36 protein-coding genes are annotated in these 18,573 nt (G+C 61.9%); 7 read left to right on the top strand and 29 right to left on the bottom strand.

Annotated features, from left to right (window positions below; translation table 11 throughout):
* From NIBR502772_RS05975 to NIBR502772_RS23025, 14 genes are all read right to left on the bottom strand, one after another.
* The gene (locus NIBR502772_RS05975; RefSeq protein WP_141139472.1) at positions 1-261 is read right to left on the bottom strand and encodes a glutaredoxin domain-containing protein; all 261 of its coding nucleotides are present in this window, start codon (positions 259-261) and stop codon (positions 1-3) included.
* Positions 258-455, bottom strand: a complete 198-nt coding sequence (locus NIBR502772_RS05970) for a hypothetical protein (RefSeq protein ID WP_141139471.1) — start codon at positions 453-455, stop codon at positions 258-260. Before NIBR502772_RS05970 ends, NIBR502772_RS05975 begins: the two co-directional genes overlap by 4 nt.
* Positions 452-1,042, bottom strand: coding sequence for a hypothetical protein (locus tag NIBR502772_RS05965; RefSeq protein WP_141139470.1), 591 nt, complete (start codon positions 1,040-1,042; stop codon positions 452-454). The genes NIBR502772_RS05970 and NIBR502772_RS05965 overlap by 4 nt, the downstream gene beginning before the upstream one ends.
* Positions 1,042-1,725 carry a lambda exonuclease family protein gene (locus NIBR502772_RS05960; protein WP_141139469.1) on the bottom strand — a complete coding sequence of 228 codons (684 nt, stop codon included), beginning with the start codon at positions 1,723-1,725 and terminating at the stop codon, positions 1,042-1,044. Before NIBR502772_RS05960 ends, NIBR502772_RS05965 begins: the two co-directional genes overlap by 1 nt.
* A gap of 184 nt (positions 1,726-1,909) precedes the next feature.
* On the bottom strand, positions 1,910-2,101 hold the full coding sequence (locus NIBR502772_RS05955; RefSeq protein ID WP_141139468.1) for a hypothetical protein: 192 nt from the start codon (positions 2,099-2,101) through the stop codon (positions 1,910-1,912).
* Positions 2,102-2,157: 56 nt separating this feature from the next.
* On the bottom strand, positions 2,158-2,361 hold the full coding sequence (locus NIBR502772_RS05950; RefSeq protein WP_141139467.1) for a hypothetical protein: 204 nt from the start codon (positions 2,359-2,361) through the stop codon (positions 2,158-2,160).
* On the bottom strand, positions 2,358-2,636 hold the full coding sequence (locus NIBR502772_RS05945; protein ID WP_141139466.1) for a hypothetical protein: 279 nt from the start codon (positions 2,634-2,636) through the stop codon (positions 2,358-2,360). The genes NIBR502772_RS05950 and NIBR502772_RS05945 overlap by 4 nt, the downstream gene beginning before the upstream one ends.
* Positions 2,633-2,806, bottom strand: coding sequence for a hypothetical protein (locus tag NIBR502772_RS22335; RefSeq protein WP_168223489.1), 174 nt, complete (start codon positions 2,804-2,806; stop codon positions 2,633-2,635). Before NIBR502772_RS22335 ends, NIBR502772_RS05945 begins: the two co-directional genes overlap by 4 nt.
* Positions 2,803-3,027 carry a hypothetical protein gene (locus tag NIBR502772_RS05940; RefSeq protein ID WP_141139465.1) on the bottom strand — a complete coding sequence of 75 codons (225 nt, stop codon included), beginning with the start codon at positions 3,025-3,027 and terminating at the stop codon, positions 2,803-2,805. The genes NIBR502772_RS22335 and NIBR502772_RS05940 overlap by 4 nt, the downstream gene beginning before the upstream one ends.
* Positions 3,024-3,398, bottom strand: coding sequence for a hypothetical protein (locus NIBR502772_RS05935; RefSeq protein ID WP_141139464.1), 375 nt, complete (start codon positions 3,396-3,398; stop codon positions 3,024-3,026). The genes NIBR502772_RS05940 and NIBR502772_RS05935 overlap by 4 nt, the downstream gene beginning before the upstream one ends.
* A gap of 527 nt (positions 3,399-3,925) precedes the next feature.
* Positions 3,926-4,201: a hypothetical protein gene (locus tag NIBR502772_RS05930; protein ID WP_141139463.1), complete on the bottom strand. Its 276-nt coding sequence runs from the start codon at positions 4,199-4,201 to the stop codon at positions 3,926-3,928.
* Complete coding sequence (locus NIBR502772_RS22330; RefSeq protein ID WP_168223488.1) at positions 4,198-4,344, bottom strand: hypothetical protein; 147 nt, start codon at positions 4,342-4,344, stop codon at positions 4,198-4,200. The genes NIBR502772_RS05930 and NIBR502772_RS22330 overlap by 4 nt, the downstream gene beginning before the upstream one ends.
* 94 nt (positions 4,345-4,438) lie before the next feature.
* Positions 4,439-4,663: a hypothetical protein gene (locus NIBR502772_RS05925; RefSeq protein WP_141139462.1), complete on the bottom strand. Its 225-nt coding sequence runs from the start codon at positions 4,661-4,663 to the stop codon at positions 4,439-4,441.
* Between the two features lie 112 nt (positions 4,664-4,775).
* The gene (locus NIBR502772_RS23025) at positions 4,776-4,958 is read right to left on the bottom strand and encodes a helix-turn-helix domain-containing protein (RefSeq protein WP_141139461.1); all 183 of its coding nucleotides are present in this window, start codon (positions 4,956-4,958) and stop codon (positions 4,776-4,778) included.
* Positions 4,959-5,367: 409 nt separating this feature from the next.
* Between NIBR502772_RS23025 and NIBR502772_RS05910 the strand changes: the two genes are divergently transcribed.
* The 3 genes from NIBR502772_RS05910 (at position 5,368) to NIBR502772_RS23020 (ending at position 7,040) form a co-directional block, all read left to right on the top strand.
* Positions 5,368-5,637, top strand: coding sequence for a helix-turn-helix domain-containing protein (locus tag NIBR502772_RS05910; protein ID WP_141139459.1), 270 nt, complete (start codon positions 5,368-5,370; stop codon positions 5,635-5,637).
* Between the two features lie 311 nt (positions 5,638-5,948).
* Positions 5,949-6,215 carry a helix-turn-helix transcriptional regulator gene (locus tag NIBR502772_RS05905; RefSeq protein WP_141139458.1) on the top strand — a complete coding sequence of 89 codons (267 nt, stop codon included), beginning with the start codon at positions 5,949-5,951 and terminating at the stop codon, positions 6,213-6,215.
* A gap of 132 nt (positions 6,216-6,347) precedes the next feature.
* Entirely contained in the window at positions 6,348-7,040 is a 693-nt protein-coding gene (locus tag NIBR502772_RS23020; RefSeq protein ID WP_141139457.1) for an HNH endonuclease, read from the top strand.
* A 50-nt stretch (positions 7,041-7,090) separates the two neighbouring features.
* Here NIBR502772_RS23020 and NIBR502772_RS05895 read toward each other — a convergent pair whose 3' ends face one another.
* The 7 genes from NIBR502772_RS05895 to NIBR502772_RS05865 all read right to left on the bottom strand — a co-directional run bounded on the left by NIBR502772_RS05895 (position 7,091) and on the right by NIBR502772_RS05865 (position 9,996).
* Positions 7,091-8,284, bottom strand: coding sequence for a tyrosine-type recombinase/integrase (locus NIBR502772_RS05895; RefSeq protein WP_168223487.1), 1,194 nt, complete (start codon positions 8,282-8,284; stop codon positions 7,091-7,093).
* Positions 8,281-8,625, bottom strand: coding sequence for a DUF6221 family protein (locus tag NIBR502772_RS05890; RefSeq protein WP_141139455.1), 345 nt, complete (start codon positions 8,623-8,625; stop codon positions 8,281-8,283). The genes NIBR502772_RS05895 and NIBR502772_RS05890 overlap by 4 nt, the downstream gene beginning before the upstream one ends.
* Positions 8,622-8,807: a hypothetical protein gene (locus tag NIBR502772_RS05885; protein ID WP_141139454.1), complete on the bottom strand. Its 186-nt coding sequence runs from the start codon at positions 8,805-8,807 to the stop codon at positions 8,622-8,624. Before NIBR502772_RS05885 ends, NIBR502772_RS05890 begins: the two co-directional genes overlap by 4 nt.
* The gene (locus tag NIBR502772_RS05880) at positions 8,804-9,037 is read right to left on the bottom strand and encodes a hypothetical protein (protein WP_141139453.1); all 234 of its coding nucleotides are present in this window, start codon (positions 9,035-9,037) and stop codon (positions 8,804-8,806) included. The genes NIBR502772_RS05885 and NIBR502772_RS05880 overlap by 4 nt, the downstream gene beginning before the upstream one ends.
* Positions 9,034-9,306 carry a hypothetical protein gene (locus tag NIBR502772_RS05875; protein ID WP_141139452.1) on the bottom strand — a complete coding sequence of 91 codons (273 nt, stop codon included), beginning with the start codon at positions 9,304-9,306 and terminating at the stop codon, positions 9,034-9,036. The genes NIBR502772_RS05880 and NIBR502772_RS05875 overlap by 4 nt, the downstream gene beginning before the upstream one ends.
* Positions 9,303-9,455, bottom strand: a complete 153-nt coding sequence (locus NIBR502772_RS05870) for a ribbon-helix-helix domain-containing protein (RefSeq protein WP_141139451.1) — start codon at positions 9,453-9,455, stop codon at positions 9,303-9,305. Before NIBR502772_RS05870 ends, NIBR502772_RS05875 begins: the two co-directional genes overlap by 4 nt.
* 259 nt (positions 9,456-9,714) lie before the next feature.
* Positions 9,715-9,996: a hypothetical protein gene (locus NIBR502772_RS05865; protein WP_141139450.1), complete on the bottom strand. Its 282-nt coding sequence runs from the start codon at positions 9,994-9,996 to the stop codon at positions 9,715-9,717.
* 209 nt (positions 9,997-10,205) lie between these two features.
* On the opposite strand from NIBR502772_RS05865, the gene NIBR502772_RS22325 reads away from it, so the two are divergent.
* Complete coding sequence (locus tag NIBR502772_RS22325) at positions 10,206-10,361, top strand: hypothetical protein (RefSeq protein ID WP_168223486.1); 156 nt, start codon at positions 10,206-10,208, stop codon at positions 10,359-10,361.
* A 47-nt stretch (positions 10,362-10,408) separates the two neighbouring features.
* Here the strand turns inward: NIBR502772_RS22325 and NIBR502772_RS05860 are convergent, their stop codons facing one another.
* Both NIBR502772_RS05860 and NIBR502772_RS22320 read right to left on the bottom strand, forming a co-directional pair.
* Positions 10,409-10,999 carry a hypothetical protein gene (locus tag NIBR502772_RS05860; RefSeq protein WP_141139449.1) on the bottom strand — a complete coding sequence of 197 codons (591 nt, stop codon included), beginning with the start codon at positions 10,997-10,999 and terminating at the stop codon, positions 10,409-10,411.
* Positions 10,996-11,136 carry a hypothetical protein gene (locus NIBR502772_RS22320; RefSeq protein ID WP_168223485.1) on the bottom strand — a complete coding sequence of 47 codons (141 nt, stop codon included), beginning with the start codon at positions 11,134-11,136 and terminating at the stop codon, positions 10,996-10,998. The genes NIBR502772_RS05860 and NIBR502772_RS22320 overlap by 4 nt, the downstream gene beginning before the upstream one ends.
* 428 nt (positions 11,137-11,564) lie before the next feature.
* On the opposite strand from NIBR502772_RS22320, the gene NIBR502772_RS05855 reads away from it, so the two are divergent.
* Positions 11,565-12,464, top strand: coding sequence for a DNA/RNA non-specific endonuclease (locus tag NIBR502772_RS05855; protein ID WP_141139448.1), 900 nt, complete (start codon positions 11,565-11,567; stop codon positions 12,462-12,464).
* Here NIBR502772_RS05855 and NIBR502772_RS05850 read toward each other — a convergent pair.
* Positions 12,461-12,961: a hypothetical protein gene (locus tag NIBR502772_RS05850; protein WP_141139447.1), complete on the bottom strand. Its 501-nt coding sequence runs from the start codon at positions 12,959-12,961 to the stop codon at positions 12,461-12,463. The two genes, NIBR502772_RS05855 and NIBR502772_RS05850, sit on opposite strands and share 4 nt — an antisense overlap.
* A 63-nt stretch (positions 12,962-13,024) precedes the next feature.
* On the opposite strand from NIBR502772_RS05850, the gene NIBR502772_RS05845 reads away from it, so the two are divergent.
* Both NIBR502772_RS05845 and NIBR502772_RS05840 read left to right on the top strand, forming a co-directional pair.
* The gene (locus NIBR502772_RS05845; RefSeq protein WP_141139446.1) at positions 13,025-14,011 is read left to right on the top strand and encodes a hypothetical protein; all 987 of its coding nucleotides are present in this window, start codon (positions 13,025-13,027) and stop codon (positions 14,009-14,011) included.
* Positions 14,012-14,050: 39 nt separating this feature from the next.
* Positions 14,051-14,236: a hypothetical protein gene (locus NIBR502772_RS05840; protein WP_104063322.1), complete on the top strand. Its 186-nt coding sequence runs from the start codon at positions 14,051-14,053 to the stop codon at positions 14,234-14,236.
* 20 nt (positions 14,237-14,256) lie between these two features.
* Here NIBR502772_RS05840 and NIBR502772_RS05835 read toward each other — a convergent pair whose 3' ends face one another.
* From NIBR502772_RS05835 to NIBR502772_RS05815, 5 genes are all read right to left on the bottom strand, one after another.
* On the bottom strand, positions 14,257-14,736 hold the full coding sequence (locus NIBR502772_RS05835) for a hypothetical protein (RefSeq protein ID WP_141139445.1): 480 nt from the start codon (positions 14,734-14,736) through the stop codon (positions 14,257-14,259).
* Between the two features lie 8 nt (positions 14,737-14,744).
* On the bottom strand, positions 14,745-15,437 hold the full coding sequence (locus NIBR502772_RS05830; RefSeq protein ID WP_141139444.1) for a bacterial proteasome activator family protein: 693 nt from the start codon (positions 15,435-15,437) through the stop codon (positions 14,745-14,747).
* 82 nt (positions 15,438-15,519) lie between these two features.
* Positions 15,520-15,723, bottom strand: a complete 204-nt coding sequence (locus NIBR502772_RS05825; protein WP_141139443.1) for a YbdD/YjiX family protein — start codon at positions 15,721-15,723, stop codon at positions 15,520-15,522.
* Complete coding sequence (locus tag NIBR502772_RS05820; protein WP_141139442.1) at positions 15,720-18,023, bottom strand: carbon starvation CstA family protein; 2,304 nt, start codon at positions 18,021-18,023, stop codon at positions 15,720-15,722. Before NIBR502772_RS05820 ends, NIBR502772_RS05825 begins: the two co-directional genes overlap by 4 nt.
* A gap of 200 nt (positions 18,024-18,223) precedes the next feature.
* Positions 18,224-18,508, bottom strand: a complete 285-nt coding sequence (locus NIBR502772_RS05815; protein WP_104063319.1) for a DUF1540 domain-containing protein — start codon at positions 18,506-18,508, stop codon at positions 18,224-18,226.
* Positions 18,509-18,573 lie beyond the last annotated feature (65 nt).

Raw genomic sequence — 18,573 nt, 5'->3', positions numbered from 1 at the left:
CTATGCTGCTTCCGTTGTGGTGTATTTGGTGAGGTTGTTCGGGTCGAAACCGGACCACATGAGGTCGGTTTCCGCGTCGCCGGTCGAGACGATGACGACGGGTGCTTCTTTGAATCCGAGGGCTCGGATCGCTTCGGCATCCTTCGGGCTGGTGGTGATGTCTACTTCCTGGTATCGGATGCCGCGCCGATCCCACCAGCGCTTAGTCGCCTTGCATGGCTGGCAGGATGGCTGCGTGTAGATGGTGATTATGCGGGTCATGCGGTGCGTTCCTCTGCAATGGGGGTTAGGGTTTCGATCCACTGCTTAGCAATGGCCGGGGTGATTGAGAAGTAAAGCCCGTCACCCATGCTGACCTGCTGCCCGATTTCCGGGTGGATCGGCTGGGATGTGGCTTTGATGTGGCCGGCGAGGACCGAGACGGACACGTTGCCGGTGGTGCGGTGGTTGGTCATGCTGTCTGCTCCTGATGGTTGTCTTCGCGTACTACCGCAAGAATCTTCTGCGCATCCTCGGCGCTGATCTTGTTCGGGTGTTCCCATGCGGCGCCGATGACTTGCCCGGCCGTGGCGAGCATCGCTGGCCCGTCACCCTCATACCCGGCGGCGGTGAGTGCGTTCTTGATTGCCTGCCACTGCGCTATCCAAGGCTCGGTCGGCGGCTCGGACAGCACTTCTACGGTGTGCTGTTTTACTTTCTTCTGGCTGATGCGGACCGGCATGGTAAATGCGCCGTCGATGTGTGACATTGCGACAACTTCGACGCCGCCGACCCTCTCGCCCGCGTAGATCACTTCGGGATTGTTGACGAGCTTCACGCGACGGCCAACAAATGCATCCGTCTCAGTGCCCCAACCCCTAGCGATCACCCGAAGCATCCCTTTTGCGGGTTTCCAGGGCCGGCCATCCATGCCTTCGAGTTCGATGATCGGCTTAGTCGGCTCGCCAACCACCGCCGATATGGTCGCCACGATTGGGGCTCCGGTCAGGTCGGCCGCATTCAGCTGGTCCGACTTGGCTAGTAGTGCCTTTGAAATATCCATCAGAAGGTGAACTCCAGTTCTGCGAAGTGGTCTATGCGTTCGGTTGCGGGCCTGCCATCGATGGCTGCCGTGTAGGTGTCGAGCATTGTGGCGGCAGATTCTTCGAGGGCATCGACAGCCTGGAAGATCGCGTGGAACCACTTAGGGTCGGGCAGGACCCGCTTGACGTAGAGCGGCATCCCACCGGAATAGCTCACGTAGTCCAGCCACTTACGCCCGGAGACGAGTAGTCCGCATTGGATCTGCGCCATGTTCGCCAGCGGCACTTCATCGTCAAGGATGGTCTGTAGCTGGATCCGCTGCTTGCGTGACTTGATCTCAATCAAGCCATCCTCGCCAACGAGTCCGTCAGGTGAGTATCCGATCTTGAATCCCCAGTCATCGCGGACCATGAAGCCAAGTTCGGTAACCGGCGCGTAGTGCTCGGCGTAGATCTCTCGGGCGTAGGGCTCATCCAAGGTGCCGCGTTCCATATCTGCGGTCTCGTGGAACGGCTCAGTGAATCCAGTGATGCGCTCGGCTACCAGCGTGGCAGCGAGGCTGCGTGACGTGTCGTTGGCTGCGGGCTTGATTGTTTTGGGCGTGATGAGCTGCCCCACTACTGAGGCGGTCGCGATCCCTCGTCGCATTTGGTGCCATTCGTCCGAACCTTGTTCGACGTCGTTGTAAATATGCAAGGTCAATTTGTCCCCCTATGGGCAATAAAAAAGGAGCCCGCCTAGGCTCCGTCGTGGTTACTGCCGTGTTCCGGGCAGTCTGGGTTGGTCTCGCGCTTGTGATTGTGCGCTGGCGAAAACCGGAATGGTGGGCAGTCGCAGTACCGATTAGTCGCCCTTGACCAGTTTTCTTTCTTGGCGTCGTGGTCCATTAGGCATGCCGCCTCCTTTGAAAGTTGATCGCTTCCCGCCGGTACGCCTTCCATGCGTCCTCTTTCCGCCAGCCGATGTCGCGGCAGTTTTCGAGGTAGTCAACCTGGTCGTCGGTGAGCCGGTCGCGTTCGAGTGCGTGGCGTGCGGCGAGGATCCCGAACCGGAGACGCTGGGCTTGGCGGGGGGTCATGGGGTGTCGCTTGCGTGGCTTCACCCGCCCCGGCAGTCCGAAGCCGCTTAGGTGGCTCATGACCCAGCCTCAGGCAGATCCCTGAACCCAACCGACGCCGGTTCCCATAGCTTGGTGCGCGGGTGCTGCTTGAGCGGGGGCAGCGGCGCATCATACTCAAAAACAAGCCCCGTAATGCGGACCTGCTCAGTCGCACCCTCGACCTGCTGCGTGGCCTCGGTGAGTTCGGCGGATAGTGCGTTCAGGTCGGTGATGGTCATCTTGGGTCCTCGTCGTAGTGGGGGAGGGTTGCGAAACGTTCGAGCGCTTCGTATTCTTTGCGGGTTGCGGTTATGTCCTCGTCGCTGCCGTCGTGGTAGCAGCTCTGGGCGTCCCACGTAGACCGCCAGTACTCGGCGGCAAGTTCGGCGTCCGTGAGGCGCTTGGCCTCGATGATATTGCGTTCCCGTTTCCACTGCTCGCGGTAGGGGTCGATTCCGTAGCCGTAGCGTGGGCGATGGATCGGCGGGTAGATGGTGAGTTCGAGCGCCTTCACGCCGCACGCTCCCAATCCGAATGCACGTCGCCAACCCATGTGCGGGTGACCATGTGGATGGGGGTGATCGGGGCCATGTCGGTTACGAACTTGGCGACGAACGGTGCTGACCAGTCCTTGAGGTAGATCAAGCCACTTGCTAGGCGGGCGGCGTACTCGGTGCGGATCATGGCTGCCCCAATATGTTCCGAGCGAGGGCTTCGAGGTCTCGGGCGTAGAGCGGCGGGCTGTTGACGTCGCCGGTATAGACCTGCCCGTCGCCGAACCATGAAACGAACTCACGGATGCGAGTCGCTGCGGCTTCGGCGGGCGGTAGCTGCTTGTCCCGGCCGCCGTGGATGTCAACTTCGGGAGGCTGGTCGGCATTCTCGATAGGGTCCCGCTCCCTCATGCCCCCAACCCCTTCGCCTCGTAATAGCCGTCCCTCTTGGCCGCACGTACCTCGTTAGGCAGCGCAACCCATTCGGCGGGCGTGTATCCCCAGTGGCGCAGGATCAGCAGTTCGGACAGCTCCACCTTCACACCGCCCGCAATCCGCCGGTCAGCCTCAGCGAGCCAGCCACCGCGGAGGAGGGGGGAGTTGTCGTATTCGAGCATGTCGAGCTTCGATCCATTTACCTGCTCGCTAAATAGAGCTCGGGCCGCAGACTCGCGACCGGACATGATGACAGCGAAATCCTTGTCACGCTTGGTGGGCGGCGAGAACAGGTCAGCTATGTAGCGGGTCAGGGTCCAGGGGGCGGCGTGGGTGTTGGTGGTCATGATCGTTCCTTTCGGGCTGCGTCCGCATCATCGGCGGCGCGGGTATCTTGCTCGGCGTCGAGCGCTTCGTAATCGGTGGGCTCGGGTTCTTCTAGGTAGCGATCCGGGTTCATGGCCTGACCGGACCTAGGATCGTCACCAGTTCAGGCGTGGGAAACGATGCCCCGCAGATGCACTCAGAAGTTGGCAATATGAAGACGCACCGGATGAACTGTGCGCAGTATGACTTGATAACATCGAGGCCACATGACTGGCAGTGGACTCGCCCATAATGTGTAGCGGGGCCGTCGTCATGAAATTCATCCACCACGCCGTGCTGCAAGCTCTCGCATGGCTGGTCTTCCATTTCACCCACGATTGCGGCGATGTCCAGAGCTACGGCGGTCATTACTTCGCCGCGCAATCGACGCAGCCGGACTTGGGTCCGTGCATAAGGTGGTACTCGTCGGCGCGATCAAGGCGGATGGCCCGGAGTGCGGCGACACCAAAGCCGATACAGAGGACGAGGCCGAGGAAATGTGTCCAGTTCACAGCGAGAACCCTTCGTTGACTTTGCGGCGCCACGTCCGCACAACTCCGTGCTTGCGGGCGGTCTGACTTGATGTGGTGTAGCTGACCGGCTCTATGTATCCGGCGCGGCGTGCTTGACTGAATGCGATGCCTACCGCGTTGGGGAAGGGTGCCTTGCGGAGTTCCCTAGCGAGGTCGTCGGCCGTGAATATCTCCTGCGTGTGGGAGATGCCGATGATGGTTGCTACGGCGTCCTCGGACCAGGTGGTGTCCTCTAGGGCGGCGGCCTTCATGCGGCGCTCTTATCTCGTGAGTCGAACGTGCAGGGGATGTACTCGGGGTACGTGTCGTACTTGTGCGCCTCGCAGTCGTGGTGGATGTAGAGCCCCCAGGTTCCGGGCCTGATCTTGCAGTTGTCGCCGTCAGTCACGCACACATCACCGCGAACGCCTTGGCTGTTGCGTGGACCGTGACGGGGTGGTGAACCTGGATGTTGCCCGTCCACTCGATGCGAGTTTCCTGGGTGATGGTCATGCTGCTGCGCTCCGTTCGATGTTGCGGATTGCCTTGTCGGCGGTGGGGTCGCTGTGGCCCAAGATTCGGGATAGTCCGATGGGGTCCAGCGTGAGGATGTGCAGATAGTTGCGGTTGAAGAACGACTTCGAGTTAGTAGGGAAGAGTTCATGGAGGTGATCGACGGCGGACTTCTTGTCCATTCCTTCGAGCGCCTCCTGCAAAAGGGCATGGAGTAGCACGGGAAAACCTCCGACTAAAAAGTCAGTAGGGGTGGATGGGGGTGTGTTTGCCCTGAGTCGGGCGACGGTGTTGCGGTGGCCGGCGCTTAGGCTGCGGCTGGGTGGTGCGGGACTAGCGGGGTGATTCGGAAGGGAGCTTATCGATCCAGGCTTCGAGGTCTTCGTGCCGGATCAGGGCCTTCGTGTTGAAAAATCTTGCGGTGAGGTAACTGTCTTTGATTGCGTCTCTGACGCTTCTCTCTGAGAGTCCTACGGCTTTCGCGGCTTCGGCTACCGTGTAACTGATCTGTGCCATTAGGCTGCGCTCCGGTCTGCGAGTGAGTCCGGGAGGAGCGAGGAGGGCGGGACTCCGATTACTCCGCAAATCTTGTGGAACTCTAGGAAGGTGAGGCTTCGTCCACCCTTTAGGCTTCTTCGCAATGTTGGGTAGCTGATGCCGGTTTGGTCCGATACGTGCCGGGCTGAGATGTTTTTTACGATGAGTGCGTTGGTTATGCGGGAGGCAATCTCTGCGTCTGCCGCACTGGCCCCAGCGGCCTGTGTTGTAGTCATAGGAACACTGTATGTGTCCGATCCGATACACGCAACCCCGAAACGGATACTTCTCAAGTGTTTGTCAAGGATTTGTGATTTATGTATCCGATATGGTAAAGATTTGCTCAAGTTGTTGCATGTAGTACGGCATAGCAACTAACGTTGTCCGTATGAACACCTACGGAGAACGTCTAGAAGCGGCGCTTGCCATTCAGATCAAGGTAGAGCTCGTGGAGCGCGACATGACCCAGTCGGAACTTGCAGAGGCTGCCGGCGTCGGTCGCCCTGCAATGAACCGCTACCTCAAGGGGCACCAGTCAATGCCGATGCCAACCTTCTTTAGGGTTGCGGAAGTCCTGGGGCTGACTCCAATGGTTCTGATGCAGCGCGCAGAGGCCCGGATCCAGCCAGAAGAGCAGACGGAGTTACGCCACGCATAACGGCTTCATTGCCGAATTCGCGAACCGTCATAGCTTCGATGTGCGCTTGCTTCATATGGTGCCCCCAGGCAGGTTGTTCGGAAATGTATTCGAACCTTACAGCACGTATCCGACATATAGGATGCGTGCTTTTTGGTGCTCGTTTCGGACAAAACTACCCTATATAAAATGGCTGGATGAACCTAGTCCATTGCCTGCGTGAGCTACTGGAGGGTAGCGTTTCCTGTTAGACCTGCTCTATATAGGTTCATTCGCGATATATAGAGCATCGATGCAGGTCAGAGGGTTGTTTAGCGTATTGGAGCGATAGCATGGCGGACGTGCCCCGTGGATCCGAGCCGAAGCCCGGCAAGTTTGCCGTCGCCATCAGTGACGAAGTCCGCCTTGCCATGACGCGGCACCGGGTTAGCGGTTCCCAGCTCGCCGTCTTGGCGGGCAAGTCGCAAAGTTACATCTCGAAGCGGCTGCGAAATGAGAGTTCATTCACGGCAAACGATCTGGAAGTAATCTGCCTGGCGCTCGATGAGGATCTACTCGCGCTAGTCATCCGTGCAGCCCGAACGGTACGCGGCTCTTAACGCAAAGAAAGGCCCCCACTCTCGACTTGAGGGTGGGGGCTGTTTGATTTCAAGGTACAATTAAGGTATTAGAAACTCCCGCGATGCTTGCAGGCATCCGGGAGCGTGACCGACACATAAGGGAGTGCCGATATGACAGATTCTACATGCACCACAGATGAATGCGCCCGCAAGATTTACTTCCGCGGCAAATGCTATGTGCACTACGTCCGCGTTGGCCCGAAACTTCGAGGCACCTGCAAGGTCGACGGATGCGACCTTCCTAATACCGCAAAGAGTATGTGCGACAGGCACTACACCCGACTCAGGCGGCACGGCGACCCGAGCGTTACGCTGCGCACGCCACGGGACGCTGACCTTGCCGAGCGCCTGGAGTACACGGGCTGGACGGAAGTGTTACGCCGGACGGAACTTGGACCCTGCTGGGAATGGGACGGTGGGCGCAATAGGGGCGGCTACGGACTGGTCAGCGTCGGGAACAATAAAACCAACCATGCTAGCCGCATCGCATACCTCGCGTGGGTCGGACCTCTTGACGATGGGCGGTTTGCTTGCCACCGCTGCGACAACCCGCCATGCATTAACCCCGCGCACCTATTCGCCGGAACCCCTAAAGAGAACTCGGAAGACGCCGCGAAAAAGAATCGCAGCGCTCACGGGGAACGACAGGGCATTCATAAGTTGACCGAGTCCGACGTTCGCGCCGCTAGGGCCGCTTATGCAACGGGCAAGTTCTCCCATAGGGAACTAGCCCAGGCGTATGGAGTCTCGACATCTGGAATGAACTTTGCCATCCGCGGGAAGACATGGGCTAGGGTCGCTTAGGACCAAGACGGCCCCCGACGGCACTGATATGGGGGCCATCGGGGGGCGCGTCACCCTTCGAGCATCCGGCTATTGAGCTCCATCGCCGCGGTGAGCCTGGCTTGGTCTGGCTTGCTCCGGTAGTCGAGCGACATTTGCACAGTGGAGTGGCCCACGAGATCCTTGATGTCATCCCAACTAACCCCGGCCGCACTCATCATTTCTACCGCAGTGTGTCGGGCGCCATGCAGTACGACGTTAGAGGGCATCCCGGCTTCCTTGAGTACCTTCGCCCACGTCCTTGTTGCGGTGTCTGGATCCCATGGCGAACCGTCTTCCCGAGTGAACACGAGCCCGTCAGTCATCCCCTGCATGTGCAGCGCGAGAATGGAGCGCAACGGTTCCACGAGCGGGACTTCTCGTGTGCCGCTCCTGGATTTCGGGCGGGTCAAGTACATCGTGCCCTGTTGATGCCGGTATTCGTAGTCAGCCGGCGCCGTGGTGATGTCGGTAATCCTGAGCAGTTGCCAGCTCAGGTCCAGAACATCACTCACGCGGTCCACCTCTAGCCCCAGGAGCTCGCCGCGCCTGGCTCCGGTAAGAATGTACGCCGACCATAGTGCGCAGTCCTCACGGGTCGTCAGGTGGGTCAGGAGTTGGCGTGCTTGAATGGCGGTTAGAGATCCCTGCGCAACCTTCGCTTTCCGCGGCGGGTCCACCATCTCGCAAACGTTCCGTGTCGCCTTCCCCTCGCGCATGGCAGTCTTGAGCGCGCTACTAAGCACGGCGTGGCACTTGATCGCGGTGTCAGCCCCGACCATGACAGTTCCCTCGGGCCAGTCTTTCGGGTCCACTCCCCTGAGCTTCTGGCTCTTGGGTGTCGCGGCGATGTGCTTGAACATTTCGCGGACGTGATCCGCGTTGAGGCTGTCAATCTTGTGCCGGCCAAGTAGCGGGATCAGCCAGCCGTCCACCGTACTCTTGTACGCGGCGTAACTCTTCGGCCGGATCTCTTTGGGCGCGATCTCGTCAATCCACTTTCGCAGCCAGCGTTCAACGGTCAGGCTACGGGTGGGTAGGTTGCCGTGCTTTTTGAGCTCGGCTTTGAGTGCGTCCATCTGTTCGAGCGCGTCCTTCTTCTCGCGCCGACAAACCACCTTCGTCCGTCGCTTCCCTCCTGGTCCCGGCGGCAGTTCGATTCGCACGCACCACAGGCCGTCAGAGGCGCGCTTGTACACCGAGCCCTCGCCCTTGCCGCGGGTCATTGCTTCCACTCCTTCTGATAGTCCGGGTGGTCCTTGTAGACGGCGGCGAGGGCGCGGATCGTCGGGCATGGGAACTTTACGGGCGGTGGACCTTCGCCAAGTTCCGAAGCCCACCACTCGGCGCAGGTATCGCAATAGGGCTGGCTCATGTGAAGGTCAATCTCATGCTCCTTGAGGATCGCCCGCTTAGCCGCGCACTCAGCTAGGACGGCGGATGGGGTTAGGGTGTCACGCCCATAGTTGTCCGTCTCCCAGCGCGTGTCACCGAGCCGCGCCCAGCCACTACCAGCCCGCATCTCGTCTTCTTCAATGCGCGCCTCCAGGAACTCGGTGATAGTCACTTCCACGCCTCCAGCATCTTATTGTGTGCGGCATCCACGACGTTGGCCAGCGCGAGTAGGTGTGTCCGATATTGCTTGACGGTCAGGTGCTTCTCGGGGTTGATGATTAGCCGATTCAAGTCAAGCCGCGCCGCCTCGTACGCCTCCCGTGCAGCGTCGAAGTCCGGGGCGGGGGCGGTCACTTGGCATCCCCGGCCCGGTCGATGTCCTCGGCAAAGCGTTCGATAAAGATTGCCGCATCGCGCATTCCGCGGATGTAATCGGGGGCTATGTTCGGCTCACCATCAAGTCCGTCCGCAATATCCCGCAGGGTCTTCGCGCCGAACCTACTGCCCAGCCGCATGCCGTCCTGCTGTGCGGCGGTTATCTGCTCGTGCATTAGATCCCGCAGGGCTTTAGGTAATTCGCTCATCGCGTCGCCGCCCATTCTAAGTTGAGTTTCATCTCGGCTTCTTCCTTGGCTCGCGCCGCCGCGAATGATGCTTTCCATGCAACATCCATGAGGCGCCTCGCCGCAGCGAGGTTGGCATCCGCCGCGCTGGGGTTGTCGAGGAGCGCATTGTGTGCGTCCTTTAGGAAGTCGAACTCGGCCCGCTTTTCTCCGAGATGGTCTAGCGCTGCGGCGTATTCGGCGCTCAAATCCATTGCCCTGCCCCCATCATTCGGCTTGTCCTGGTTCACTTCTCCCCCTCCTTACTCCCCAACCATTCCCGCAGCATCCCGCGGATCAGGTCGGATACGTTGGTGCCTTGTTGTGCGGCTTCGGTTTTCACGCGGTCCCACAACTCGTCGGGGATGCGGATGTACCGCATCTTCGTGCCCTTACTCATAGGGTTGGCCTATAGGCGTTAGGGCTTATGGGCCCCGGCAGTTCAGGCTTGCCGATCCTTGCCGCAGCTACAAGTCGGTCAGCATGCCGCATCCCCGACTTCTGGCCCTCATCAAAAGCTCGAGCCATAAGGTATGGAGCGGCTGCGTTGAGGGCTAGGCGGGCTGCTTCAAAGAACTCTTCCCATTTGATACCGTCGCGGTCCCCCAGCGTGGATCCGACCAAGGCCTCAGCGGCAGCCTCTATTGCCTCGTCAGAGATCACGCCTTGCCCCCATAGAGGTTGGCGCCTATATTCCTATAGCAGTCCGCACGAAAGCGGAGGGAGTGCACCGGGACCTCTTCCATGCCTAGCCCCTCGGCATCCTCCACAGCCTTGTCTATCGCTTGCGCTTTGATGTACGGGGCTGCCGCAGCAATGGCTCCTGCGATGAGCGCGACGGACCCATACTCAGCCAGCCAGTCGGCCTTACTCACACCGGGCGGTGGGGTGACCTCGCGCATAGCTTCCCTGGCGGCGATGATGGCTTGCTTCGGGATCATCGGTTGCCCCATGGAGATTCGATCCGCTCCAGTCGCGCACGGTCAGCTTCGTGCGACAAGATTATGGGGGCAGTAGCTTCCAGCATCCTAATAACTTGCTCTTTCGGCGAGGTACCAACGGGGCATCCACCCCACGCCGCTAGAGCGGCTTCTACTGCTTCATCCGGGATCATGTTTCGTCTCTCTTTCTCTTTCCTTAGGAAGACGCCTTGTCGCGCCCACCGCTGCCTTTCGTGGGCCGCGTTGATGGCGTCCTGGAGCGCGGACTGTTTGGTCTGCTCATCTACATCCGCGCCAGTCGCCCACGCCCAGCACTCTTCGCAGCATGGGTCATCGTCATTATCCGACTCAACCCACCGATCTAGGACATGCCCCGACGAGTCGCGGATGACGGTTTCAGCCGGTTCGTTGATCATTCTTCGCCCCACCCCATCTGCAGTACTGTCGCGGGAAGTGCGATGTCTGTCCAATACTTGAGGTCACGGCTTCCCGCTTCATGCCACATCGTTTGCCGCTCGAACACAGATCCCTCGGCGGAACGAATCACGGTAAACCTCGGCAGCGCGGCGAGTTCTACAGCGGTTGTAATCTGCTGCGGCTTTGCGGCCTGGAGTTCGGCCTCAAGCGACTGCGCCCGGGAATCCATTTCCTGCGCCCGGTCCCGCCACGCGTCGCCGCGCTTCCGTTCGCGTGCGATGGTCGATTCCTTCAGGTCTTTCAATTCTTCGCGCATCTCGAACAGGCGCATCCAGACGACATCCCACGCCCCATCGCCGTCCTCGTTGATTAAGTGGTGCAGGCCGGTGACTTCGAGGACATCACGGCACTGCTTCTCAATGATCTCCCCGAGCGTCTTCGCGCCGCGCTTGTACTTGGCTAACTCGCCTAGAAGGAACTTGACATCCTGCGACGGGACGAGTTCCAACATTGCGGCGCGCTCTTTGACCGCCAGAACTTCTTTGACCCATTCCCAGTCAGTGTGGGTCGGCTCTTGCTCAGTCACTTCGCATCCTTGATTGCGATGATGTTCGACTGCCCGCGGTGGTAGATGTGCTGGTGCTTGTCGGCGGACTTTTCGGCCCAGCCCTTGTGCGCGTAGGTGAGGCTTTCCCAGTTGCATGTGTGGCATGTGGCGATCATCTTGGTTCCCCCTGCTTGTAACGGCTTGTCCGATACATCCATATTAACCTGTCCGGACACCCATTACAAGCAACTATACCCATTACTTTACCCATGATTATTCCAGCACAGTCCAGCATGGTCAGTTCGGGAGCCCTTGCAACTCCCCTAGATTCCGCGGAATCTAGCCATATTTCCCGCCATATCAGTAGTAAATCGAATGGATTAAATACCGAGCGTTTCACTCGTAATGAAAAGGTCATCAGTTCGATTCTGATAGGAAGCTCGGGATAAACCCCGTATTGTCGTTGTTTTCGACGATGATACGGGGTTTTTCGCTGGTTAAGCCCTTCGACAGCCCGCCGCATTGAGCTGGGACGCCGACGGCAGTTTCCCTGTGGTCCACCGAAATTCATCCCGCCGTCATCTTCCACTGCTAATGTCCGGCCATGGACGAACTGTTGCTGGTACCGGGTTCTGCTGCTGCACGCGATCTGTCGAACCGGTCGGGGTACGACGTCACCTTCCTGGGTGTACAGGTTCCTGTGCCGATTCTGGCCGACACGAAAACGATCCTGCTGCCCTACACCCATTTCTCGGTGCTCATGCGGCTGGACAAGCGCCTGGCCGCCGTCACGGCCCTCGGCATCGACGGGGAGAAGCTGATGGATCTGGACCGATCCGGGATCCAATGGCAGCTGGATCCAAGGTTGGCCGAGGACCAGCAGACCGGTGAGCAGCTCTACGCCCGGAACGACCTTGATAGGGGACACCTGGTCCGGCGCGCCTCAGCCGTCTGGGGTGATACCCGGCAGGAGGCCGCCCAAGCGAATGAGGACACGTTCCACTACACGAACGCCGTGCCCCAGGCTTCGAAGTTCAACCAGAGCCTGGACCTGTGGCTCGGGTTGGAGTCCTACCTGCTGGAGCATGCCGCCGACCACGGCCGGCGGCTGATCGTGTTCAGCGGACCCATTTTCGGGGACAGTGACCCGGTGTACCGCGGCGTGGAGATTCCGCTGCTGTTCTTCAAGGTCGCCGCATTCCTCCAGGACGGGGAGCTTGCGGCCACCGGCTACATCGTGGACCAGACACCACAGCTGGCCGACCTGCCCGATGTGCCCCGCCCGGGCGCCGTGGACGAGGCTCCGCCCCTGGGCCCGTTCCGGACCTTTCAGGTCCCCGTCCGCGATATCGCCGCCGTCACCGGCCTGGATCTGGACCAGCTAGTGGCCGTTGACCGGATGCCCATCGCCGCAGAACTACCCACCGCCCGGGTGAAGTCGACGTGGCGGACGCTCGTGTCCCCGGAGGACCTGGACCTGGACTTCGATCTGAACGGAGACTAGAGCCGCGGCCTGACCGTGAGCTCGACCGGCGAAGCTTCCACGGGACCGCCGCACTGAGCCGAGCCGCCCACCCGCTTCCAGTCCAGGTCGGATTCCTTCTCGGCGAGGACGTCGCCCGTGGCAGACAGCGCTTTAGCGGTCACGTGGTCAGGAGAGCTCATGCTGACGGTGAACCGCCAGGTATCGGCGTCGATCCTTTCAGCGTAGAACGGGGCCATGGTGGGCTGGGCTTCCGGGGTGTGCGGAGCCCTGGCATCCAGCGGTGTTGTCACGACAATGCGCGGTGCTGCCGTCCCAGGCTCCGGTCGCAACTCCGAACAAGCGCCATCGGCGCACAGCTGCACGGTATCCACACGCGAGACGTCACCCGCCAGTTCAACCGTGATGGAGTTGACCCACCCGATGGCCGGACAGACGTTCGAGCAGCCGGCAACCGGGATGCAGACTGCCACCATCAGAACGGCCGGCCGGACAAGGAGCCCCCACACTCTTCTCATGCGGCCAGTCTAGGCGGCACACAGACCCTTCGGCTCCGGAGCCCGCCCCCTATGATGGCGAGCATGGATGACAAGGCGCTGACGGCTATCGCGTTCGAACTGTACGCCCTGCCTATCGAGGAGTTTGTGGCTGCCCGGACCGCCGCAGCCAAGGCAGCCGCCGGTTCCGGGAAGGATCTCCCGGCTGCCGTCAAGGCGTTGCCAAAACCGTCAGCGGCGGCCTGGGCGGTCAACATGCTGGCCATCCATGAGCCAGGAGTGCTCGCGCAGCTTTCCGAGCTCGGCCAACGGATGCGGTCGGCCCAGGCATCCCTCGACGCCGCCGCCCTCCGGGAACTGGCGCGGGAGCGCCGCACCCTGCTGGCGACCGCCGTCGAGACCGCCCGCGCCGTTGCAGAACGCCAGGGGCGCAGCATCAGCGCCACCATCGCCGCCGACGTCGAGCGCACCCTGCAGGCGATGACCGCCGACGAAGGTGCCACTGCCGCCGTCCAAAGCGGACTGCTGGTCCAGTCGCTGTCCGCCGACGGCGTGGACACGGTTGATCTCGATGGGGCCGTAGCGGTGCCCGCGGCCGTGCCGGCGCCGCGCGCCACCACACCCGGCCGTCCCAAACAGCAACCGGCCACTGTGCCGGAAGAAGCAGAGGAAGAACAGACGACGGCGGAACCCGGCACGCGCAAACCCGCGGACCAGCCGCGCCTCAAGGCTGTCCGGGAGACTCCGCGGCCGGCGTCCCCCTCGGCGCTGGAGAAAGCCAACGCTGCCCTGGGCGAGGCCATGGCAGCCGAAGAGGCGTCCGCCCGGCTGGCCGCGGACCGGCAAAGTCAGCTGGCGGACACGGAGGCCGAAGTCGCGGACCTGACCCGTGAAACACGTGAGCTCCGCGACCGGCTCAAAGCCGCGGAGGAGCAGCTGGACAGCGCCAGGAAAAACCTGGGCACGGCGGCCGCCGAGGCCAAGCAGGCGGCCCGGGCAGCCGACAAGGCCAAACGTTCGGCCATGCTCGCGCAGGAGCGGGTGCTACGCCTGGGCAACACGCGGGACTGATGAACGGTTAATGTCAGACCCCGGTTGCAGACTGGATTTATGGAAAACCAACTTGCACAGGAATTTCACGTTACGTACTTCGACGCCGATAGCGGCCGGATCAGCAGTGAAAGCTTCGATTCTCTGAAGGACGCCGAACGTTTCGCCAGCCGGAACTGCGGCACCGAGGAATCGTGGGCCGTTATCGACGCTGTTGCCATAGAGCAGGCTCGGATCGCCGCCTGAGGCTCAGCCGGAAATACCGCTCAGCCGGAACGGCTTTCGGGCTGGCCGCCGGCGGCGGCATCCTCGGCGAGCCGGCGTTCGGCGTCGGCCACCTGCTCAAACACTGATTCCGCGCGGCGGCGTACCGAGGCCGCCCCCACCGGGACGGGACCGACGGCGAGCCGCAGCATGGCTGCAGCCTCGGCAGTGGTGGCCAGTGAATTGCCTGCCTTCGACAACGACCGGTGCACACCGGCCAGGTCCCCGGGAATGTCCAGCCCCTCGCTGGGCGAACGTCGCTGGGCCTCGACGCAAACACCACGGACACGTTCCAGGAGCCCCGCCAGCTCATTCGCGACTTCTACGAGTTCCGCATAAAGCTGTTCGTCTTCGACGCCTTCGAGGACCTGGTGATAGCGGTCCAGGCCACGGTGGAAACGATCGTGGGCACGGCGCCAAAGGCCCTTGCCCAGCTCAGCATCGTCCTTGCGCCCTTGCCGGGCGGCAGTAAAGAATCCCACGCAGGAACCTAGAGGTACTGGCCGGGACCGTGGTCCGGGTCCTCCGGCCGGCCTGACGGCACCGAACCGGAATGCTGGCCGGCGGCGGCCCGCTGCGGCTCGCCGTTCTCCCCGATAACCACGCCAGGGGCGATCATGGTGCCCGGCGGAAGCTGCTTCAGGTGCAGCTGCGCGGCGGCCTGCTCCCGTACAGCGTGCTGTGCGGCGATGGCCGTCTGGATACCGTGGAAGAGGCCTTCCAGCCACCCCACCAGCTGCGCCTGGGCGATCCGAAGCTCGGCGTCGGACGGTGTGGTGTTCTCCGGGAAGGGCAGGCTGATCCGTTCCAGTTCTTCAACGAGCTCCGGTGCCAGCCCGTCCTCCAGCTCCTTGATGGAACGTTCGTGGATCTCGGCAAGGCGTTCGCGCGCGGCGTCGTCCAGCGGGGCCGACTTAACCTCTGCCAGGAGCTGCCGGATCATGGTGCCGATCCGCATGACTTTCGCGGGCTCGTCCACAAGGTCCTGCAGGTTGCTGCCCTTGGCCTTGCCCCCGAGTGACGTGCTCGACGCCGCCGGGCCGGTAGTGGCCGGACGTGCAGCGCCGGGGCCGGTGACGGCTCCAGCCGGGATGGGCACAGCCGGCATGGCCGGTTCGCCGTTGTCGAGGGTCCTGCCCTCAACGGGGACATCATCAGGCTGAGTGTCTGTCGGATCGCTCATGCGTTCATACTCTCACGAGCCGAGGACCGGCAGTCCAGTTGATGAAGCCGGCCAGCCGATGAAGGCTGGCCGGCAGTCAGCGTCAGCAGCACCGGCCCTGCGGGTTGGAGTCCTGGCGGTCCGTCCGGTCCCGCCAGAACTCGCGTTCCGTCAGCGGTGGTTCCCCATGTCCGGCCGCGTGGTGGTGCTCCAGGTACTTGGTGTACGCATCAGCACCGAGCACGCCGCCGAGGTACCGGGCGAAACCCCAGAACCCTGTTGCGACCGCGGCCAGACCGGGGCTCATTTGTGGTGACCTGCCCTTTCGAACCGCAACTCGGCCGGCAGCTTGTTCCACTCGGCCTGCAGCTCACGTTCCGCGGGTGTGGGGATCAGCCCGGCGGGTGCAAAGACCTTCGACGGCCGGGCCTCGTCCTCGTTGTCAACGTTCGGCAACCCAGCCGAATGGTTGCGGAAGGCCTTGATGGTGGCCACCAAAGCCATGGCGATGACGATGATGCTCAACACCACAAAGATGACGGACAGCCAGCCCTGAATCGCGGTGTTGCGCACCACTGCTTCCATGGCGACAACACTCTTGGCTGAGCCGAACTCCGTCTTGCCGTCCGCGAGTGCCTTGCTGAAGGCGGCATTGTTGGCGAAATAGCCGACGGCGGGCGTCGACGAGAAGATCTTCTGGTAACTCGCGGTGATGGTCACCACCGCCGCGAAAGCGAGCGGTACCGCCACGATCCAGAGGTACTTGAAGCTCCCCCGCTTGGCGACGATGGCCAGGCACACGGACAGCGCGATCGCGGCCAGCAGCTGGTTGGCAATGCCGAACAGCGGGAACAGCGTGTTGATGCCACCCAGCGGATCGGTCACGCCCATGAGCAGCACGGCACCCCAGGCGGCCACCATAACGGCGGTGCACAGCCAGGCCCCCGGCCGCCACGAGTGCTCCTTGAACTTCGGGATGAAGTTGCCGATGGAGTCCTGCAGCATAAAGCGCGCAACGCGTGTACCGGCGTCGACCGCGGTGAGGATAAACAGCGCCTCGAACATGATGGCGAAGTGGTACCAGAAGGCCATCAGGGCCGTGCCGCCGATGAACTGCTGCATGATGTGGGCGAGTCCCACGGCAAGTGTGGGCGCGCCGCCGGTCCGGGACACAATGCTGTGCTCACCGACGTTGGCTGCCGTCTCCGCGAGCATGGCCGGGCTGATGTTGACCCCGGACAGGCCAAGGCCGTTGACCCAGGCGGCCGCGGTTTCCACCGTGCCGCCGGTCAGGGCCGCGGGGGCGTTCATGGCGAAGTAGAGGCCCCGGTCAATGGAGATGGCCGCGACCAGCGCCATGATGGCCACAAATGACTCCATCAGCATGCCGCCGTAGCCGATGAAGCGCGTCTGGCGTTCCTTCTCGATCAGCTTCGGGGTAGTGCCCGAGGAGATCAGGGCGTGGAAGCCGGATAGCGCCCCGCAGGCAATGGTGACAAACAGGAACGGGAACAGGGCACCGGGGAAGACCGGCCCGTTGTCCCGGCTGGCGAACTCGCTGAAGGCCGGGACAGTGATCTCCGGGCGGACCACGATGATGGCCAGTGCCAGCATCACGATCACGCCGATCTTCATAAACGTGGAGAGGTAATCGCGGGGGGCCAGGAGCAGCCAGACCGGAAGGATGGCGGCAATGAAGCCATAGACAATGAGGCCCCAGGCAATGGTCACCTTGTCCAGGGTGAAGAACGCGGAGCCCCATTCGGTTTCCGCCACCAGGCCGCCACCGATGATCGCGGCCATCAGGAGCACAAAGCCGATCAGGGAGACTTCCATGATCTTGCCCGGCCGGATGTAGCGCAGGTAGACGCCCATAAACAGCGCAATCGGGATGGTCATGCCCACCGAGAACACGCCCCACGGGCTTTCGCCCAGGGCGTTGACGACGACGAGCGCGAGGATCGCCACAATGATCACCATGATGAGCAGCGTGGCGATCAGTGCTGCCGTGCCGCCGATGACGCCCAGTTCTTCGCGGGCCATCTGGCCGAGGGAACGGCCGCCGCGGCGCATGGAGAAGAACATCACCAGGTAGTCCTGGACGGCACCTGCGAGCACAACGCCGATGATGATCCAGATGGTGCCGGGAAGGTAGCCCATCTGGGCCGCGATGATGGGTCCGACCAGCGGGCCGGCGCCGGCGATGGCCGCAAAATGGTGGCCGAACAGCACGTTGCGGTCCGTGCGGACATAGTCCTTGCCGTCAGCCTTGTATTCCGCCGGCGTGGCGCGGCGGTCATCCGGCTTGGTGATGAGGCGTTCGATCACCTTGGAGTAGAAGCGGTAACCGATCAGGTAGGTACAGACCGAGGCAAAAACGAACCAGATCGCATTGACGGTTTCGCCCCGGACGATGGCCAGCATGAACCAGGCGACGCCGCCGAGCAGTGCGATGGCTGCCCACAGGGCGATCTTGGCCGGGGTCCATTTCTTGTCTTCAGCTTCGCGGACGGCCTCATCCACTGCCGTTGGCGGAAGCTTCGGATCGGCGGTCAGTGGGCCGCTTCCTTTCGCTGCACGTACCGGTTCGTCAGGCCTGCTGGCCATGTCTCCTCCTTGAGAATTGGTGCTTCAGTGAGTTGCTCAAAGGCACCTTACCAACGCCGCACCAACGAGGAGGCGGCATTCTGCCCGCGCCGTGTGTCATTGCGGTGAACGGCCAGCGGGTGGCGCCGAGCGCACAAAAGCCCCCGTTCAGGGTTTCCTGGACGGAGGCCTTCGTGACTAATCCCGTGCGGGAGCCGTGGCTACGCGTGTGCGTAAGTGAGGCAGTCCGCGTTGTCAGCGCCGGGGCCCACATGGACTTCGGCGGCGTTGCACATCAGGTGGTCGTTGTGGATGCACTCGGAGCGCTGGCATGCTCCGACATCTGCCAGGACCTTGGGCAGCCCGCCATGGGTGCCCGTGTCGATGAACGTGGCGCAGCTGGCGTGGTCTTTGCTTCCGCCCACCGTGATGGCGTGGGCCGTACAGCCTTCGTGGTCATTAAACGAGCAACGGGTAACACTGCAATCGGCAACATGCGTTGTCATAAGAGGTCCCTCCGTATTTCGGCCGTCCGGGACGGACAGCGTCCTAGGCCCCACGGTAGGCCTGT

The sequence above is a fragment of the Pseudarthrobacter sp. NIBRBAC000502772 genome, assembly GCF_006517235.1.
In the GTDB taxonomy this organism is placed as follows: domain Bacteria; phylum Actinomycetota; class Actinomycetes; order Actinomycetales; family Micrococcaceae; genus Arthrobacter.
This window is presented reverse-complemented; position numbering and strand designations above follow the sequence as displayed.